This is a genomic window from Minwuia sp. IMCC3009 (genome assembly GCF_029909415.1).
In the GTDB taxonomy this organism is placed as follows: domain Bacteria; phylum Pseudomonadota; class Alphaproteobacteria; order Minwuiales; family Minwuiaceae; genus Minwuia.
Genome location: NZ_CP123781.1, coordinates 3,496,413 through 3,514,906, shown reverse-complemented (window position 1 = coordinate 3,514,906; position 18,494 = coordinate 3,496,413). Strand labels below are relative to the sequence as shown.

The 18,494-nt window shown below is 66.3% G+C and carries 17 protein-coding genes, 1 tRNA gene and 1 other annotated feature; of the genes, 7 read left to right on the top strand and 11 right to left on the bottom strand.

The features are described from left to right. Position 1: 1 nt before the first annotated feature. The 3 genes from QGV55_RS16455 to QGV55_RS16445 all read right to left on the bottom strand — a co-directional run bounded on the left by QGV55_RS16455 (position 2) and on the right by QGV55_RS16445 (position 2,762). Positions 2-1,207 (bottom strand): CoA transferase, encoded by a 1,206-nt coding sequence (locus QGV55_RS16455; RefSeq protein ID WP_281019549.1) that lies wholly within the window; start codon positions 1,205-1,207, stop codon positions 2-4. Next, positions 1,204-2,073: an enoyl-CoA hydratase/isomerase family protein gene (locus QGV55_RS16450; protein WP_281019550.1), complete on the bottom strand. Its 870-nt coding sequence runs from the start codon at positions 2,071-2,073 to the stop codon at positions 1,204-1,206. Before QGV55_RS16450 ends, QGV55_RS16455 begins: the two co-directional genes overlap by 4 nt. Positions 2,074-2,183: 110 nt before the next feature. After that, positions 2,184-2,762 carry an NAD(P)H-dependent oxidoreductase gene (locus tag QGV55_RS16445; RefSeq protein WP_281019551.1) on the bottom strand — a complete coding sequence of 193 codons (579 nt, stop codon included), beginning with the start codon at positions 2,760-2,762 and terminating at the stop codon, positions 2,184-2,186. Between the two features lie 179 nt (positions 2,763-2,941). On the opposite strand from QGV55_RS16445, the gene QGV55_RS16440 reads away from it, so the two are divergent. Then, a complete protein-coding gene (locus tag QGV55_RS16440; protein ID WP_281019552.1) occupies positions 2,942-3,343 on the top strand; it encodes an MAPEG family protein in 402 nt (133 codons plus the stop codon). 13 nt (positions 3,344-3,356) lie between these two features. Here the strand turns inward: QGV55_RS16440 and QGV55_RS16435 are convergent, their stop codons facing one another. Both QGV55_RS16435 and cobA read right to left on the bottom strand, forming a co-directional pair. Then, positions 3,357-4,670, bottom strand: a complete 1,314-nt coding sequence (locus QGV55_RS16435) for a cobyrinate a,c-diamide synthase (RefSeq protein ID WP_281019553.1) — start codon at positions 4,668-4,670, stop codon at positions 3,357-3,359. Continuing rightward, complete coding sequence (gene cobA, locus QGV55_RS16430) at positions 4,667-5,527, bottom strand: uroporphyrinogen-III C-methyltransferase (RefSeq protein WP_281019554.1); 861 nt, start codon at positions 5,525-5,527, stop codon at positions 4,667-4,669. Before cobA ends, QGV55_RS16435 begins: the two co-directional genes overlap by 4 nt. A 164-nt stretch (positions 5,528-5,691) precedes the next feature. On the opposite strand from cobA, the gene QGV55_RS16425 reads away from it, so the two are divergent. Together QGV55_RS16425 and QGV55_RS16420 are read left to right on the top strand one after the other, a co-directional pair. Continuing rightward, entirely contained in the window at positions 5,692-6,597 is a 906-nt protein-coding gene (locus QGV55_RS16425; protein WP_281019555.1) for an NAD(P)-binding domain-containing protein, read from the top strand. Further along, positions 6,594-8,183, top strand: a complete 1,590-nt coding sequence (locus tag QGV55_RS16420) for a thiamine pyrophosphate-binding protein (protein ID WP_281019556.1) — start codon at positions 6,594-6,596, stop codon at positions 8,181-8,183. The genes QGV55_RS16425 and QGV55_RS16420 overlap by 4 nt, the downstream gene beginning before the upstream one ends. 19 nt (positions 8,184-8,202) lie before the next feature. Here QGV55_RS16420 and QGV55_RS16415 read toward each other — a convergent pair whose 3' ends face one another. Next, positions 8,203-9,297 carry a zinc-binding alcohol dehydrogenase family protein gene (locus QGV55_RS16415; RefSeq protein ID WP_281019557.1) on the bottom strand — a complete coding sequence of 365 codons (1,095 nt, stop codon included), beginning with the start codon at positions 9,295-9,297 and terminating at the stop codon, positions 8,203-8,205. A gap of 111 nt (positions 9,298-9,408) precedes the next feature. Between QGV55_RS16415 and QGV55_RS16410 the strand changes: the two genes are divergently transcribed. The 4 genes from QGV55_RS16410 (at position 9,409) to QGV55_RS16395 (ending at position 13,361) form a co-directional block, all read left to right on the top strand. Next, positions 9,409-10,194, top strand: coding sequence for a helix-turn-helix transcriptional regulator (locus tag QGV55_RS16410; RefSeq protein ID WP_281019558.1), 786 nt, complete (start codon positions 9,409-9,411; stop codon positions 10,192-10,194). A gap of 127 nt (positions 10,195-10,321) precedes the next feature. Next, on the top strand, positions 10,322-11,911 hold the full coding sequence (ggt, locus tag QGV55_RS16405; RefSeq protein ID WP_281019559.1) for a gamma-glutamyltransferase: 1,590 nt from the start codon (positions 10,322-10,324) through the stop codon (positions 11,909-11,911). Positions 11,912-12,116: 205 nt separating this feature from the next. Next, a complete protein-coding gene (locus QGV55_RS16400; RefSeq protein WP_281019560.1) occupies positions 12,117-13,112 on the top strand; it encodes a 2-hydroxyacid dehydrogenase in 996 nt (331 codons plus the stop codon). 159 nt (positions 13,113-13,271) lie between these two features. After that, positions 13,272-13,361 (top strand) — tRNA-Ser (locus QGV55_RS16395). A gap of 198 nt (positions 13,362-13,559) precedes the next feature. Here the strand turns inward: QGV55_RS16395 and QGV55_RS16390 are convergent. From QGV55_RS16390 to QGV55_RS16370, 5 genes are all read right to left on the bottom strand, one after another. Beyond that, on the bottom strand, positions 13,560-15,347 hold the full coding sequence (locus QGV55_RS16390) for a recombinase family protein (RefSeq protein WP_281019573.1): 1,788 nt from the start codon (positions 15,345-15,347) through the stop codon (positions 13,560-13,562). Beyond that, on the bottom strand, positions 15,344-15,826 hold the full coding sequence (locus QGV55_RS16385) for a DUF2924 domain-containing protein (protein WP_281019574.1): 483 nt from the start codon (positions 15,824-15,826) through the stop codon (positions 15,344-15,346). Before QGV55_RS16385 ends, QGV55_RS16390 begins: the two co-directional genes overlap by 4 nt. Then, positions 15,823-16,527 (bottom strand): DUF3489 domain-containing protein, encoded by a 705-nt coding sequence (locus QGV55_RS16380; protein WP_281019575.1) that lies wholly within the window; start codon positions 16,525-16,527, stop codon positions 15,823-15,825. The genes QGV55_RS16385 and QGV55_RS16380 overlap by 4 nt, the downstream gene beginning before the upstream one ends. Positions 16,528-16,837: 310 nt before the next feature. Beyond that, positions 16,838-18,066 (bottom strand): IS3 family transposase gene (locus QGV55_RS16375; RefSeq protein WP_281019576.1). Its coding sequence is split into 2 segments (ribosomal slippage): positions 16,838-17,775 and positions 17,775-18,066, totalling 1,230 coding nucleotides; the frame shifts between segments, so codons are not numbered across the junction. After that, positions 17,669-17,785: a sequence feature (AL1L pseudoknot), on the bottom strand. Its footprint overlaps the gene before it by 117 nt. Before the next feature lie 50 nt (positions 18,067-18,116). Next, positions 18,117-18,473 (bottom strand): hypothetical protein, encoded by a 357-nt coding sequence (locus QGV55_RS16370; RefSeq protein ID WP_281019577.1) that lies wholly within the window; start codon positions 18,471-18,473, stop codon positions 18,117-18,119. Between the last annotated feature and the right edge of the window lie 21 nt (positions 18,474-18,494).

Here is an 18,494-nt window from a genome sequence, read left to right as displayed (position 1 = left end):
CCTATCCCACCCAGGGGGAGCGTCCCGCATCCAGGGCTTCGCGGATGGCGTCGCCGTGCTCGTCCGGGGTGGGGGCGCGGCGGGGGGCGACCTTGTTCTGGCCGGAGACCCAGATCGGGGTATCGATGAGGTGGGGCAGCAGCGCGCCTTCATCCGTGTCGCGGATCGCGCCGACGGCCCGCGCCTGCGGGTCTGCGGCTGACTCGTCCGGCGTCAGCACGGGACCGACGGCCAGCCGGGTCTCGCCCAGACGGACCTGCCATTCGGCCCAGTCACGCTGGCGGAAGGCGACGTCGAAGACCGCCGTCAGGGCCACCGCATTCTCGGACCGCGCCTCGACGGTGGCGAAGCGCGGGTCGGTCAGCAGGCCGGGCTGTTCGATGACTTCGGTCAGACGCCGGAAGTCCCGGTCCGGATCCAGCGCGGACATGATGAACCAGCGCCCGTCGCGGGTCTCGTAGTAGTTCACCATCGCGGTCCAGGGGTCGTGGCGCGGGCGCTTGTTCTTCATCTCTGCCCCGGCGAGGGAGGCGGTGGTCAGCACGGCATTGGACCAGAGCCCGTTGGCGATCAGGGAGGTATGGACCTCCCGGCCCCTGCCGGTCATCGTTCGTTCGTACAGGGCCAGCATGACCGCCGCGAACAGGGAGATGCCGGTCGGGTGGTCGCCCTGCCCGGCAACCGAGGTGGCGGGCGGCCCCGCCATGTCGGGGCGCACAAGATGCATCAGCCCGGACCGCGCCCAGTAGGTCGTCAGGTCAAAGCCCGATCCGTCCGCTTCCGGTCCCACCTCCCCCTTGGCGGTCAGGGAGGCATAGATCAGGCGCGGGTTCAGGGCCGACAGGTCATCATAGGTCAGGCGGAACTTGCGCCGCACCGGCAGCGGGTGATTGGTGACGAAGACGTCGGCACTGGCCACCAGCGCGTGCAACCGCTGCTGATCCCGGTCCTGACCCAGGTCCATGGTGATGCCGCGCTTGCTGCGGTTGTCGAGCTGCCAGGCATAGTCGGTATCGGCAACGGGGAAGCCGGGCGTGTCGTTCAGGCGGCGATAGCCGTCACCGGCGGGCGGCTCCACCTTGATCACATCCGCGCCGAAATCGGCCATGACGGTGGCCGCGGTCGGCCCTGCAATCCAGGTCGCGGCGTCGATCACGCGAATGCCGGACAGGATCAGCCTGTCTTCGCCGGGGGCCGTGCCGGTCATCCGGCGTCCCGCGCCTTGTCATCCAGCCAGGCATTGAAGGCGGGGCTGCGGCGTTCCTTGAAGGAGGCGACACCTTCCTGCGCGTCGGGGTGGTGATCCACCACCGCTGTCTTGCCCGCGATGTCGTCCAGCGCCTGCGGCCAGGTCATCTCGGCGGCATTGTAGACGGAGCGTTTCAGCAGCCGCATGGCGACCTGCGGTCCCTCCGCCATCTCCCGCGCCAGCGCCTCGGCCTCCGCCTTCAGGTCCTCCGGCGCGACGGCGCTGCTGACCAGCCCCATCTCCGCCGCCTCCGCCCCGGTGACGATGCGCTTGCGCATCAGGAAGTCCATCGTGCGGCTGAGGCCCAGATGCTGCACCAGCAGGGCCTGCCCGCCCTCGTCCGGCAACAGGGCAAAGCGCAGGGTGGCGCTGCCCATGCGCGCGGTCGTGGCGGCAATGCGGAAGTCGCAGGACAGGGCCAGCGAGAACCCGGTCTGGATCGCGACCCCGTTGATCGCGGCGATGGTGATCTTGTCGATCTGGCGAATGGTGGTGTTCAGCTGCTGCGAGATCCAGCGCAGCCCGTCATAGGTGCCGATGCCGGTGTCGTGGCCCGGCGGGATCAGCGGCACCTCCCCCGCTTCCTCCCGCATGCCGGTGGCATAGCCCTTCAGGTCGTCCCCGGCGGAGAAGGAATCGCCGCTGCCGATGAAGACGATGACGCGCACTGAATCGTCCATCTGCGCATGGGTCAGCGCCTCGATCAGGTCCCGCTTCATGGCCGACGTCATGCCGTTCTTCCGCTCCGGCCGGTTCAGGGTCACCCAGAGGATGCCCGGATCGCTGAGCGAAAGTTCGAAACCCTTGTATGCACCCATCCGCATGGTCGTTCCTCCCCAGGACGTGTTTCCCGGGATGGTAGTCCGATTTGCGTCAGGCGGGAAAGACTCCCCGCGCGCGGGATGGCAGGCGCACGCCGGATTACCGGTCTGACTCAGGCCTGCTTCAGCGCCGCCGCGACGGTCGCGACGCGACTGCCGACCAGTTCGATGGACTTCCGCGCGGCTTCGTCCAGCACGGCGCCGTCGGCGTCGAAGGTCTCCGCGCTGCAGCTCAGCGCCCGCTGCTGCGGCACCACCAGCACACCGATGTTGCCCAGGATCGCGCGCACATGCACCAGCCCGCGCAGGCCGCCCAGCGCGCCGCCGGACCCGGCCACCAGACCGGCGACCTTGCCCTGGAAGGCATGCAGCGGCGGCCGACCCTCGATCGGGCGGGAAATCCAGTCGATGGTGTTCTTCAGCAGCGGCGTGATGGAACTGTTGTATTCCGGGCAGCCGATCAGCAGGCCGTCGTGCGCGTCGAACATGTCCTTCAGCGCGATGACATTCTCGGGGAAGCCGCTGTCCGCCTCCAGATCGCCGTCGTAGATCGGCAGTGGCCAGTCGGCCAGTTCCAGCCAGGTGACCTCCGCGCCGGCGGCCTCCGCACCACGTGCGGCGGCCTGTGCCAGCCTGCGGTTGATGGAATCACGGCGGATGCTTCCGGCGAAGGCGAGGATACGTGCAGTCATGTTCTGTTACCTGTTCCCTGGATCAGATTGCTGGCGGCAAAGGTAGGTCGGTTCACCGGATTTCTCCAGACGCCCGCGCGGGTCGGCTCGCGCCGGTGAAACGCAAGCCTGTTGCGCGCCGCCGCCTTATCGGGGACGGTTGCGCAGGCTGTAGCGGTATTCGCCCAAGGAGAGATGCCATGATCCCGACAATTACCATGCTCTATGCGGGCCTGCTGGGCCTGTTGCTCATCGTGCTGTCGTTCCGCGTCATCGGGTTTCGGCGCAAGACCGGCGTCGGCATCGGTGACGGAGACAGCGAGACCGGTGCGCGCCTGATCCGGGCGCATGGCAACTTCACCGAATATGTTCCGTTCGGCCTGCTGATCCTGCTGCTGCTGGAACTGGCGGGGGAGAACCCGATTGCCCTGCATGTCTTCGGGGCGCTGCTGTTCCTGTCGCGAATCGCGCATGCCAGCGGCCTGTCGAAGGCCTCCGGCACCACGCCCGGACGGTTCGGCGGTGCGCTGGTCACCTTCCTGCTGCTGATCATCGGCTCCGTCTGGCTGATCCTGCGCAGCGTCATGTGGCAGATGGGCTGAGGCCGGACGGTCTTCAGCCTGCCCCTGCCGGTCCGATGAGGTGGGCGAAGCTGCCGCTCACCGAACCGGACGTCCGACCCATGTCGTCGAGCCGTTGCCCCAGGGCGTCGCGGGCCTGAAACAAGGGTGCGCCCGCGCCCTGCTGCAGGACCGTGGCATAGTGGAATTCATGCCCGACCAGATCCTGCGGCCAGGGCAGGTGCCCCGCCTGGGTCAGGCGGCGATAGCCCAGGTGCAGGCGGCGCGCGGCGAAGCTGGTCGAAACGGGCAGCAGTCCGGCCATGCAGTGGGCGTGCCCGTCGCTGTCGGTCAGGCTCTCCCCCAGGACCATGTAGCCACCGCATTCGCCATAAATGGCTTTCCCCGCCCTGGCGGCGCGGCGTAGCCCGTCCATGAAACGGGTGCTCGCGGCCAGACGGCCCGCATGCAGTTCCGGGTACCCGCCGGGCAGCAGGATGAAATCGGCCCCCGTGTCAGGGGACTGATCGGCGAGGGGGGAGAAGGGCAGGATCTCCGCCCCCGCGTCGCGCCAGTGCTGCAGCAGATGCGGATACATGAAACAGAAGGCCGTATCCTGCGCCAGTGCGATCCGCTGGCCCGGCGGCGGCAGCATCTGCGCCGGTGCATCGGGGGGCGGCAGGGGTGTCGCCAGCGCCAGCAGGTCCGCCGACGGCACCGCCGCGTACACGGTCCCGGCCAGCAATGACAGTCGTGTTTCGAGGTCCGGCAGTTCCGCCGCCGGCACCAGTCCCAGATGGCGTGACGGCAGTTCGATACCATTCTGGCGCGGCACCGTTCCCAGCACCGGGATGTCCAGATGTTTCAGGGCCGTCGTCAGGATGTCGGCGTGTCGCGCGCTGCCCACGCGGTTCAGGATCAGGCCGGCGATGCGGGTGTCGCTGCGATGGCGGCTGAAACCCTCCACCAGTGCCGCCACAGACTGCGCCTGACGCGCCACATCGACCACCAGCACCACCGGCAGATCCAGCGCCGCCGCCAGGTCGGCGGTGGAGCCGGTGCCATCCGCACCGCCGTCGAACAGGCCCATCACGCCCTCCACCAGCAGCAGGTCGTGGCCCGCCGCCTGCCGTGCCGCGAGCGCCCGCAGGGTTGCGGCGTCCATGGCCCAGGGATCGAGATTGACGGAGTCCTGTCCCAGGACCGCCGCATGCAATGTCGGGTCGATGTAGTCGGGGCCGCACTTGGCTGCGGCAACCTTCACGCCTGCCTGTTTCAGCGCGCCGAGCAGTCCGGCGGTGAGGCTGGTCTTGCCCGCGCCGGAATGCGGTGCCGCCAGTATCAGCCCGCGCGCCAGGTCCCGGCTCACCCGGACTGCCGGTCGCGCCGACCCAGCCTGTCGGTGATCACGGAGGGGTCGGCGAACTGTCCGTCGATCCAGTTCAGGGCGGATCGCATGCCGACCACCCCGCCGACGACGACCAGCGCCGGGGGCTTCAGCCCCTCCCGCTCCACCGTCGCCGCCGCCTCTGCCAGCGTGGTCTCGACGACCCGCTGTCCGGGCAGTGTCGCGTCGGTGACGATGGCGACCTGTTCACGGTGATCCCGGCCCCCGGCGATCAGGCTGTCGGCGATCTGCGCCAGATGTTTCACCGCCATGTACATGACGATGACGGGGGAGCCCTTCGCGATGGCATGCCAGTCGACCTTCGACGGGGTCAGCCCGTTCTGGTCGTGCCCGGTCAGAAAGGTGACCGACTGGTTCACGTCGCGGTGGGTGACGGGAATGCCGGCATAGGCCAGCCCGCCGACACCTGCCGTCACGCCGGGAATGATGCGGAACGGGATGCCCGCCTCCACCAGTGCCAGCGCCTCTTCACCGCCGCGCCCGAAGACGAAGGGGTCACCCCCCTTCAGCCGCAGCACCCGCTTGCCGGCCTGCGCCAGCGCGATGAGGCGGAGCGTGATGTCACGCTGCTTCGGGGACGGCTTGCCGCCGCGCTTGCCCGCGAACTCGATCAGGGTGCCGGTGCGCGCCCAGCCGAGGATGCGCGAATCGACCAGCGCGTCATAGACGATCACATCCGCCTGCTGCAGCGCCGACAGGGCGTGCAGGGTCAGCAGGCCGGGGTCGCCCGGCCCGGCACCGGCCAGCCAGACCCAGCCGGGCTGAAACACCGGCCAGTCGCCACCGGGTGGCAGGGTGATGTCGTTCGATCGGTCCATGCATTCTTCTAGCACGATGGTCGCGGCAGGGAAGTCTGTCCTGGCGTCACGGACTGCTTTCCCGGCGACCTCGTGTCATGCCCGGAGAAATGCGTGTGGGTGATGACAGGTGCGCCGCTGCGTGCTTCCCTTTCCGTATCTGGATTCGGGGGAGGGTGTCGCGCATGGCGGATCGTATCGGTTTCATCGGACTGGGGGCCATGGGTGGCCCCATGGCGGCCAATCTGGCCCGCAAGGGACACGACATGACCGTCTATGACACGGATATCGCGAAGACCGTGCCACTGGCCGAACTCGGCGCCTCGGTCGCAGGATCGGTGGCGGAACTGACCGCGGCGGTCGATCTGGTGATCACCATGCTGCCCGATTCACCGGATGTGGAGGCGGTGCTGCTCGGCCCCGGCGGCGTGCGGGACAGCGGGCGTCCGGACATGGCCGTGATCGACATGTCGACCATCGCACCCGCCACCACGGATCGGCTGTTCAGCGCCCTGACGGAGGCTGGGATCGGCTTTGCCGACGCGCCGGTGGGGCGGCTGGTGGCACACGCGATCCGGGGTGAATCGCTGTTCATGGTCGGCGCCTCCGGCAATGACTTCGGGCGCGTGAAGCCGGTGCTGGAGGGGATGGGAACCACCATTCACCACTGCGGCGGCCCGGGCAGCGGCATCCGCACCAAGCTGGTCAACAACCTGATCGCCATCTCCGTCTGTCAGGTGAATGCGGAGGCGGTGACGCTGGCGCAGGCCTTCGGGCTGGATATCCGTTCGACCCTGGATGTAATCAACGGCACCACTGCCACCAATGGCCATCTGGTGGGCGCCTGGCCGAACAAGGTGCTGGTGGATGACACCCATCCCGGCTTCCGCATCCGGCTGGCCCACAAGGACGTGGCGCTGGCACTGGACGCGGCGAAGGAGGCGGGAATTCCGATGATCGCCGGTTCCGCCGTGGCGCAGGCGCTGACGGCGGCGAAGGGCACCGCAGGCTTCGGGGAGCGGGACTTCTCGGCGCTGCTGGATTTCGTCTCCGGCATGGCCGGGATCAAGCCGCCCCGGTTCGACACATGACGGCACTGGCGGAGCGGCTGGTCGCGGCGCTGCGGCAGCGCGGCACCCGCCACATCTTCGGCGTGCCCGGCGGTGGCTCCAGCCTCGACCTGATCGAGGCCTGCGGACGTCTGGGTGTCGAATTCGTGCTGACCCGAAGCGAGACCTCCGCCGTGCTGATGGCTGCGGCCTCGGGCGAGCTTTCCGGTGCGCCCGGTGCCGCCCTGACCGGTGTCGGGCCGGGGGCGGCGGCGGCGATGAACGGCATGGCCTATGCCTCGCTGGAGCGGTCGCCGCTGGTGCTGCTGACCGACAGGATCGAGCCGACAGCCGCGCGTCCGACCTGGCATCAGATCTATGACCAGCCTGCCGGGTTCACCCCGGTGTCCAAGGCCGCGCGCTGGATCCGGCCTGACACGGCCCCGGATGAAATCGCCGCGTTGCTGGACCTGCCGACGCAGGAGCCGCAGGGTCCGGTGCATCTGGACATGGTCGCGGCGGAGGCCGGGATCGATGCCCCCGCTGTTCCCCCTGCCGCGACCGTACCTGTTTCAGGCACGGTGCCTGAAAGCCTGAGACAGCGTATCGCCGGGGCCAGGAAGCCGGTGATGATCGTCGGCCTGCAGGTCCGGCACCTGGGCGATGAAACACGTGCCCTTGCCCATGCGCTCCGGGCGGCCTGCCTGACGACCTACAAGGCCAAGGGCGTGATTTCCGATCATGATCCCCTGCTGGTGGCGCAGTTCACCGGCGGCACGGCGGAGGCCGCGGCCCTGTCCGCCGCCGACCTGATCATCATGGTCGGACACGATCCGATCGAGATGATTCCCGGCGTCTGGAGTTACGCGGCACCTGTCGTCGCGCTGTCGACCTGGGACTGGGCGGCGGCGGGGGGCTATCCGAAACCCGAACAGATCGCCGTTGGCGACCTGCGGCAGATGCTGGCCGAAACGACCCCGGCATCGCCCGGCCCCGGATGGGACCATGACGAACTGGCCCGGTTGCGCGCCGCCTATCGCAGCCGCATCGCCTACCCGGATGTCGAGGGAATCTCCCCCGATTTCGTCATTGATGACGTACAGCGCGCCGCTGCCGCGGGCACCCGGCTGACCGTCGATGCCGGGGCGCACATGTTCCCGACCCTGGCGCGCTGGATGGCGGACGAACCATGCGGCGTACTGAAATCGAACGGCCTGTCCACCATGGGCTATGCGCTGCCCGTGGCCATTGCCAGCGCCCTGCACGAACCCGACCGGCCGGTCGTCGCGGTCACCGGTGACGGCGGCATGATGATGTGCCTGCCGGAGCTGGCCACGGCGGCGGAGCACGGGCTGGATATCACCGTCATTGTCCTGAATGACGCCATGCTGAGCCTGATCGACGTCAAGCAGCGCAAGCAGCAGCGCCCGCAGGCCGGTGTCGCATCCCGCCCCGTCGATTTCGCCATGATGGCACAGGCGCTGGGTTGCCACGGGGCCACCGTGCGCAGGTCGGAGGAACTGGCGCGGGTGCTGGAGAGCGCTTCCCGGATCTCCGGCCCGCGACTGATCGACGTGCATATCGATCCCGGCGGCTATGATGCCCAGCTTGATGCCATGCGCGGATGAGGTCGGGCCCGTTGCCCGGTCATCCTGCGCCGGGCTTGAGGATGGTCGTCCTGAACGCCCCGGATTCGCGGCGTTCGGCGGCGTTGGCGACGGCTTCGTTGACCTGGTCCAGTCCGAAGACATCCATTTCCTGACCGCCGATCTGCAACTGACCCGACCGGATCATGCTGGCCAGTGCCTGCGGCGCGTCGCGCGGATACATCCAGACGCCATGGATCGTGATGCAGTTCCGCATGATCCAGTTGTAGCGCAGTTGCAGGGGGGCACCCCCCATCATGTTGATCCCGCCCATCAGAACGACACGGCCGTAGGGCCTGACGGTCATGATGGCCGCGCGTGCCTGTTCGCTGCTCGCCATGGGCGGCAGGATGTCGAAGACGAGATCGATCGGTCCCGGCGCTGCGCGCAACATGGCGGCATGGTCGTCTTCCTCTGTCCCGCTCAGCGCGACGCAGCGCACCCGCGATCCGAACTGCTCCTCCAGGGTCTGCAGGACCTGCCGGTTCCGGCCGGTCGCGATGACACAGCCCGCCCCCATCGCCAGGGCGACCGCCACCGCGGCCCTCCCGAAATTACCTGTAGCGCCACTCACCAGCACGGTCTCGCCAGCTTTCAGCCCGCCCTGCGCCAGACCGCCGTAGGGAACCAGACAGGTGCCGAGCCAGCACCAGGCCGCGGCTTCGGCTTCGGCTATGGGACCGATCGGCACGGCGTTCTCGGTCGGGACCCGGACCTGTTCGGCCCAGGCGCCGTTGCCGTAGTATTCCTGCAGCCGCGAACCGCCCTCGTCTCTCGCACTCAGCCCCTGCAGGGTGATGTCCGGGCTCAGCGCATCATCCCGTGACCGCACGGTCGGATCACAGTAGACCCAGTCCCCGACTGCCAGACGCGTGGCGTCAGGACCCGTCCTCCGCACACGACCGATGGCGCCCGGGCCGGGTATCACCGGCAGTTTCAGGACATACCCCCGCTCACCGCTCAGCACATCCTTCGCATAGGCCAGGACCCGTGTTGCAACCACATCGACGATGACCTCGCCGGTGCCGAGTTCCGGTGTGGGTACCTGTTTGACGACAAGGGGCTGGCCGAATGCTTCCAGGACTGCTGCACGCATGATCGTTCTCCATGTTGCGGTTTCGGGAGCGATCATTTCAGGTGCGGACAGCATTGTTCAGGGATGGTATTATCATAGGACAGACAATGCCATGCAGCGCGGGGAAACCACATGCCGGGAGACAGCAAGACCATCGGCGCGTTCCTGCGGTCCCGCCGCGAGCGCCTGTCGCCGCGGGTGGTCGGCCTGCCGGTGGGGGCGCGACGGCGGACACCGGGGCTGCGGCGGGAGGAAGTGGCCGAACTGGCCGGCATCAGCGTTGACTGGTACGTGCGCCTGGAACAGGGCCGCAGTGTCACCCCGTCGCTGCAGACGGTGAATGCGATCGCCCGGGCCCTGAAGCTGGATCCGATGGAATGCGCGCACTTTCAGGAACTTGCACTGCAGGGCCAGCGGCGACAGTTCGAGCGCGAACAGGTTCCGGCGGAAATCCAGCGCATGATCGACAGGATGAACCTACCCGCATACGTCACCGGGCGCCGGTGGGACCTGCTGGCCTGGAATGACGCTGCGGACGCGTTGCTCGGTCCGTTTGACGCCATCCCGGAGGCGGATCGCAATATCCTGCTGATGATGCTGACGCGGCCCGGGGCGCGCACGCTCTTCGGTGAGGGTTGGGAGGGGGAGGCACGGCGCATGATCGCCCGCTTCCGGGTCACACATGATTTCTGGTCATGGGATCCGGCCTTCGTCGATCTGCTTTCCCGGCTGCGCGAGGGGTGTGCCGAGTTCCCCGGCTGGTGGGAGTCCCATGAACTTCACGACCAGGCCGGGGGCGTCAAGACGCTCAGCCATCCAGGGGCCGGCGCCGTAACCTACGAATTCAACGCGTTCCAGGTGAGCAATGATCCCTCGCTTCGCCTTGCGATCTACACCGCGCTCGAAACGGGGCGCTGACCCCCGGGTCCGTGACCGTCGGACCGGGTGAGTGCCATGCGTGATCGCGGCCATGGCTGGCAAGGCGGCGGAAATTGTGTAGACAGTTCCGGGAACCACAATCGCGGCCCCGAGGGAGTCCCAAGCCATGCGTGATCTGCAACAGCCCGGCCGTTCGGTCGTTCATGCCACCAACGGTGCGGCGGCGACGTCACACCCACTCTCCACCCTGGCGGCGATGGAGATCCTGCAGGCGGGGGGCAATGCCATTGATGCGGCGGTCGCGGCCTGCGCCGTGCAATGTGTGGTGGAGCCCATGTCCACGGGTATCGGCGGCGATTGCTTCGTGCTGCTGCAGAAGGGGGCGCAGGGGCCGGTGATCGGCCTGAACGGTTCCGGCCATGCACCGGAGGGACTGACCGCCGACCATCTGCTGGGGCAGGGGATCAGCCAGATCGGGCTGGAGAGCCCGCATTCGGTGACCGTCCCCGGTGCCGTTGATGCCTGGTGCCGCCTGCTGGACGATCACGGCAGCATGGGCATCGACCGGGTGCTGCAGCGCGCCATCCACTATGCCGCGGAGGGCTTCGCCATCACCCCGCGCGTCTCCGTCGACTGGTCGCGCAACGTCAAACGCCTCAGCGGTGACGCCAATTCCACGGCCCAGTACCTGCGGAACGGCGCAAGCCCGAAGGCCGGCGAGACCTGGAAGTCCCCGGAACTGGCGGAGACGCTGAAGCGCATCGCCGCGCAGGGGCGTGACGGGTTCTATACCGGTCCCGTCGCCGACGATATCGTCAGCTATCTCAACAGCATCGACGCCACCCACACGCTGGATGATTTCATCGCCCAGCGCTGCGAATACGTCGATCCGATCTCCAGCGAATATGCCGGGCGCCAGATCACCGAGATCCCGCCCAACGGCCAGGGCATCACGGCGCTGCTGATGCTCAACATCCTGAAGGGCTATGACCTGTCGGCCTATGGCCCGGTCAGTGTCGAGCGGCTGCATATCGAGGCGGAAGCGACACGTCTGGCCTTTGCCGCCCGCGACCAGCACGTGGCCGATCCGCGCCAGGCCGATGTGCCGGTGGAGATGCTGCTGTCCGGTGAGTTCGCCGATGAACTGAGGAACCGGATCTCGCTCAGCCGTGCCATGCCCGACGACGACCAGGCGACCGGGCCGCAGTATCGCGACACGGTCTATCTGACGGTGGTGGACCGGGACCTGAACTGCGTCTCATTCATCAACTCGATCTATTTCGCCTTCGGATCCTGCAAGACCGCTCCGAAATCGGGCGTGCTGCTGCAGAACCGGGGCGCGGGCTTTGTCGTGAAACCCGGCCACCCCAACTGTGTCGCCCCGCGCAAGCGCCCGATGCACACGATCATCCCCGGCATGGCATTGAAGGACGGGCGCTGCGAGCTTTCCTTCGGCGTCATGGGCGGCGGCTATCAACCGGTCGGCCATGCGCACGTGCTGACCAATATCTTCGACTATGGCATGGACGTGCAGGAAGCCATCGACTGCCCCCGCGCCTTCCATGTCGGCGGCAAGCTGGATGTGGAACGCAGCCTGCCGCGGGACGTGGTGGAGGGCCTGGCCTCCCTCGGCCATGAAACCAACGTGCCGGAGATGCCGTGGGGCGGCGGTCAGGCGATCATGATCGACTATGCCAACGGCACCCTTGCCGCCGGTTCCGATCCCCGCAAGGACGGCATGGCCATGGGGTACTGATGGCGAAGTCGTCCTGATACTCTGACCGTTCCGCTGCCTGACTTGTCTGCTGACCGGGCCTCCCCTCTCCCCCTCCCGGCCACCCACGCAAGTATCCTGAAATGGGTGGCCGGGAGGGGGAGAGGGGAGGCCCGGTCAACGCAAGAGACCCGAGAGGGGTGGCACGGTCCACGGAAAACCTCCTCCCACCACGGAGTCACATCACATGACGAAGACAGTACTGCTTGCCGGCTGGGTCTCGAAGGGCAGGGGCCCGGCGCTGAAGGCCGCGCTGACCACCGACTGGATCATCGAGGCCTGTGACCCGGCGGAGGAGCTGGAGCGGTTCCGGGAACTGGCACCGAAGGCGGATGCCATCGTCGGCGGGCACATCAATACGCCCTGGCCCGCGACGCCGGACCTGAAGCTGTTCCAGATCCCCTTCACCGGCTTCGATTTCCTGTCACCGGAGAAGCTGCCGAAGGGCACCTATTGCTGCAACACCTACGAGCATGAAACCGCCATCGCCGAATATATCCTGCTGTCCATGCTGGAGTGGGAGATCGGCCTGCGCCACACCGACCGCAAGTTCCGGCAGGTCGGCTGGGACGGCAAGGGCGCGGCGCAGGGGCCGGTGCATGGCGAAGTGCGCGGCAAGACCGTCGGCATCATCGGCTATGGCCACATCGGGCGGGAGGTCGCGATCCGCGCCCGCGCCTTTGGCATGAAAGTGACCGGGGTCGGGCGACGGGAGATGGAAACCCCGGCGGAGATCGACCGCTACGAGACCGTCGGCAGCGGCCTCGAACGGCTGCTGGCGGAAAGCGACTACGTGGTTGTCTGCTGCCCGCTGAATGACGACACGCGTGGCATGATGAACGCCGAACGCTTCGGCCAGATGAAGCCGACCGGCCTGATCATCAATGTGGCGCGCGGCCCGGTGCTGGAGGAGGAGGCGCTCTACAACGCGCTGGCCACGAAGCAGATCGGCGGCGCCGTGATCGACGTCTGGTACCAGTATCCGAACGCGAAGGAGAAGGATCCGTCGCCCACGCGCTTCCCCGTCCAGGATCTCGACAACCTGATCATGACGCCGCACAACTCCGGCTGGACCCAGGAACAGATCGACCGCCGCTGGACCTTCGTCGCTGCCAACCTGGACCGGCTGGCCCGTGGCGAGCCGCTGCAGAACGTGGTGTTTCAGGGCACGCGGGAAGACTGATCCGGCGCTGTTCGGGCCGCGATCAGCCCCGGCGCGCGGAGCAGTTGCGCCGCGCCCGGCCTTCGGCTAGGTTCCGCCGTCCGCGGGCGGCACCAGACCGTCCGAGACCAGCGCCGACCGGCCCGCCGCCCCCAGGGTGACAGCCGCCGGCGCATCCGCGGAGAGGTGCCGGAGTGGTCGAACGGGGCGGTCTCGAAAACCGTTGTACTGGTGACAGTACCGAGGGTTCGAATCCCTCCCTCTCCGCCATCAAGTCTTTGTTTTTGTTGATATATTTATATTATCATGGGCCGCCTCCCGAACCCCCCGGCTTCCGCCGGGCTCCGCGCCTTGATACCCCCAACTGCGAACCCGAGAACGCATTGGTGCGTCGATTCTCCACGCGCCCGGGTCGCTTTTCTCTGCCGGCGTTTCAGCGGTTCGCTTTGGTGTTTGGGCGAATGTGGCTCAGTTGAAGCCCAGCATCGCCCGCTGATCATCCCAGTGCAGCGGCAGGTCGATGCGCTTGATCAGCGTCTCGGCGGTGAGTTCCGGCGGCTGTCGCCCGGCCAGGATCGCCTCGGTGATGTCGGGTGCAAGGAATGCCAGCGGCAGGACCTGGCTGATGTAGCGGTCACTGACACTTTCTAATCGGGCGATGTCCGAGAGGGTAGCCACCCGGCCCTGCTTGAGGTCGTCGAACCAGGCATGGGCCTGCACCACGCAGCGGATGAGGCGTTGGTCCGGATTTGCCGGTGCCTCTCCCTTGTCGGGTCCATCAAGCACCAGCCGCATCTCGACGCCGCGCTTTCGGATGCAGGTCGGGATGTGGTGGGTGATTGTGGTGTCGGGCAGTTCGGTCATCGATGACAGGTCGAGCGTGATCTCGATCCGGTCGCTGCCGAGCACGACACGGTCCACGAGAACGTGAGGATGATTCCTGATTCCGATAGAGCTTGGATGGCTGGTGGCGTTCCCCGTGCCCGGGTTGGTGCTTTCGGAGACCTTGCCCAGTAGCGCGCCGATCCGGTCTGCGGGGATGCCGCTATCCCGCGCAGCCTCTGCCAGCCGTGCCGGGTTGCTGATCAGTGCAGTGATGGCATCAGCGGTGATCCGCTCGATCTCCCGTGCCGGGAGTCTCCAGCCGCTATCGGTGGTGCCCTCCCCCACGGTGCCATTCACCAGGTGCCGTGAGACGTAATAGCGATACCGCCTGCCGGACTTCACCGCATGACTGGGTGTCAGGGGACGGCCATCGGAATCGAACAGCTTGCCCATCAGCGGGCTGAGTTCCGTCCTGCGGGTGGGAATGCAGCGCTTCCTGCCCCGGTTGGCGGTCAGCATCTGCTGCACCGCTTCCCACGTGGCCCGGTCGATGATGGCCGGATGCAGCCCCTCGTGTATTTCGCCCTTGTGGGCAATGCAGCCGACATAGAGCGGATTGCCCAGCAGCTTGTAGATGTAACCCCGCGACAGCGGACGCCCGCCACCTGACCGCTTCGATGCGGGTGCATCGTTCTCTCTCGGCCCTTCCGCCTTGTCCTCGCTTTCACCAACTCCCCTGCGCCTGACCTTGGTGGTGAGCCCAAGGGCATCGGCAGCTTGCTTCACATGCCTGACGTTCCCCAGTTCGAGATAGAGCTCGAAGACCTTCCTGACTGTTCCTGCTTCCTCCTCGTTGATGGTGAGGGTCCTGCCCTCGGGCTCGTAGCCCAGCGGCACGAAGCCGCCCATCCACATGCCCTTGCGCTTGGAGGCCGCGATCTTGTCGCGGATCCGCTCGCCAGTGACCTCGCGCTCGAACTGGGCGAAGGACAGCAGCATGTTGAGTGTCAACCGTCCCATGGAGGTGGTGGTGTTGAACTGCTGGGTAATGGAGACGAAGGAGACATCATGCGCATCCAGCACATCGACGATGCGCGAGAAGTCCGCCAGTGAGCGGGTCAGGCGGTCGACCTTGTAGACGATGATGGTGTCGATCTTCTGTGCCTCGATATCCGCCAGCAGGCGGGCCAGGGCCGGACGGTCCATGGTGCCGCCGGAGAAGCCACCGTCATCATAGAGGTCGGGCAGCAGCTTCCAGCCTTCGCCGGCCTGACTGCGGACATAGGCCTCGCAGGCTTCGCGCTGGGCATGCAGGGAGTTGAAGTCCTGCTCCAGCCCGTCCTCGGTGGACTTACGGGTATAGACCGCACAGCGCCGGACTGAACTCTCGTTCCTTCTTCTCGTGCTGCCCTTACCACCAGTGACCGTCATGGGTTCTGTCCCTTCAGGCCGAAGAACAGGGGACCGGACCAGCGGGTTCCGGTGATCTCGCGGGCGACGGCGGAGAGGGAGCTCCATTCCCGGCCGCGGTACTGGATGCCCTTCTCGAGGATGATCACCTCGTGGGTGACGCCCTGCCAGTCACGCAGCAGGCGGGTGCCGGGCTTGATGGTCACGCCGGGTGCTGAACGATGCTGGTCACCGGCTACTGCAGAAGCCTTGCCGTCACGCATGGACCTGGCCGCCCGCGCCAGCTGACGGGCCAGTCCAGCGGGCATGCCGCCAGAAGCCTGTAATTGCATCTCGTGCGCCAGGGCACGCACAAGGACATCCCGGCGCATGTACTTCGGCGGTGGATGGCTGAAGGCATCTTCCCAGCGTTGCTTCAGGTCCAGCTTGGACAGGTCTGACAGGACTTCGAGATCTACATGCGAGACCTTGCCCTGCCGCTTTGCCGACCGCCTGCTCATGGGAGGATCCGATAGACACGGCCACGGCCTTCTATCGTCTCAGACACCACGGTGAGGCCGAGCTTCTTGCGGACAATGCTGCTGATGGCGCCACGCACGGAGTGCGACTGCCAGCCGGTGGCCTGCACCAGTTCGTCGAGGCTGGCACCACCGTCGCGTCGGAGCAGGTCGACCAGCAGGGACTGGCGGGTGCCGGGGCGGATGGTGTTCTTGCCACCAGCTCGACCCGATGCTGCCCGCTCACTGGTCGCCGCGACACCAAAGCAAGGGTGCTTGGTATCAGCATCTTGCGGAGGTTCTGCGCCAGAGGCGTCAGGCACGGAGCCACTGGGGGAGCCGGCCCCCACCTCTCCAGTGCTGGTACCCTCGTCTTCGTCGGCATCGACACCGATGACTTCGAGGCCGGTGCGGGTGATGGCAAGGGCAAACCTTTTCCCATCCTCATCACAGCGCCAGACCCGGTCTTGGCCGTAACAGGCACCAATTTGATCAGAACCGGTAGCATGCAATCCGGCGCCTGCAGTCCCTGCTGCTTGCAGGGGACGCTCCTCGATCAGGCCCTTGCGAAGCAGGCTCGAGAGCACCGACGCGATGGCGCCTCCGTTGATGGTCAGGCAGTCGGGTAATGGCAGGATGGAGCCATCCTCTGCCTGCGCGGCGTTCGACAGGATGACGAGTTGGGTGTCGGTGAGGTGGGACATGAAAGCCTCCCTGGGTCATGGAGGCGGTTCGATCGGCGGGACCCGATTGTCAGCCGATACGCCTCCCACGACCCAAGGCCCTGCCGATCGGTCGGCTAGGGCCGGCGGAGAATGTCATGCGATGAGCCTGGGGGGCTCACAAAGCGATCAACTCCGCAGGACAAGCAATGCTTGCCTGAGTGTGACAGTCCAGACCGAAATTCAGTTCGGTGAGACAGGCAGGGATGCTGATTTGCCAACAATGATTTGAGGTCACTCGGCAATCGGCACGTGAACCGCCCCGGGATTGCCGGAGGCCGTTTGGTTTGAGTTACGCCGCCACGCTCTGTTCGTCCAGCATGGCGTAGTATCGTTGTTCGGCTTCAGCAGGCGGGATGTTGCCGATCGGCTCCAGCAGTCGCCGGTTGTTGAACCAATCCACCCATTCCAGAGTGGCGAACTCTACGGCCTCGAACGATCGCCATGGTCCGCGGCGGTGAATCACCTCGGCTTTGTAGAGGCCGTTGATGGTCTCGGCGAGGGCGTTGTCATAGCTGTCGCCGACGCTCCCTACCGACGGCTCGATCCCAGCCTCGGCCAGCCGCTCCGTGTATTTGATCGAGATGTACTGGCTTCCCCGGTCGCTATGATGGGCCAGGCCACTGCGATGTGTAGGCCGTCTGTCGTGAAGCGCCTGTTCCAGGGCGTCGAGCACGAAGTTGGCGTGCGCCGTGCGACTGACGCGCCAGCCGACGATGTATCGGGCGAAGACGTCGATCACGAACGCCACATAGACGAAGCCCGCCCAGGTGGCGACGTAGGTGAAGTCGGAGACCCACAGCCGGTTGGGAGCCGGAGCCTGGAACTGTCGATTGACCTGATCGAGCGGGCACGGCGCCCCCTTGTCGCCGACCGTCGTCCGGATCGTCTTGCCGCGAATGACGCCCTGAAGCCCGAGCTCCCGCATCAAACGAGCGACGGTGCAGCGGGCGACGTCATGACCCTCGCGCCGGAGCTGCCGACATACCTTCCGCACGCCGTAAACGCCGAAGTTCTCTTTGAAGACCCGGCGGACCTCGATCTTCAACGCGAGATCACGCCTCGCACGCTCAGACAGCAGCGACGGATCGCGTCGCCGGGCCAGGTGATCGTAGTAGGTGGAAGGGGCAATCGGCAGCATCCTGCAAATCGGCTCGACCCCGAACTCCGCCCGATGACCGTCGATGAAGGCGATCATCGCTTGAGTGGGCGGTCGAGCTCCGCCTGGGCGAAATATGCTGACGCCTTCCGCAGGATCTCGTTGGCCTGCCTGAGTTCACGGTTCTCCCGTTCCAGAGCCTTCAGCTTCTCGGTGACATCACTCGGGACGCCGGCGACAACCCCGTTATCGATCTCGGCCTTCTTGACCCACCCCGACAGCGTCCAGGGCGCACAGCCGATCTTGCCCGCAATGGAGGTGATCGCCGCCCACCGAGACGGATACTCGTCCCGGTGCTCCCTCACCATCCGAACGGCTCGCTCGCGCACCTCAGGTGAAAACTTGTTCGTGGTACTGCTCATGATGGCCCCTTCTTCTCAGGAGTTGGGGCCTCCGGCAATCCCGGGGCGGTTCAGACATCGATATGAGCCTTGGCTTCAAGCTGTAGATCACGCTTCTTTGGATCGTCGCTGTAGTCATCATTCAGGGCGCGTTCAATTTCGATCGGGTGCGTGTTGTGACCTTCAATCAGATTGCTGTAGTAGCAATTCATCGACCGGACGAGATCTGAAAGAGCGCTTGCGACTCCCGCTGGAAGCGCGCTTCTAAGCCGTGTCGAACGCTCAGTCAGCGTGAGAGCGAGGTCAGCGAGTTTGTCCCTGTGCATGCCGCTCTCGCGCACCAGCAGAGGTTCAATCAGGGCGACGGATTCACCGTCATCTTTCTCACCAATTTTGTCCGCTTCTTTGTCCGAGTCTTTTTTGCTCATATATTGAATAATATCAGAATA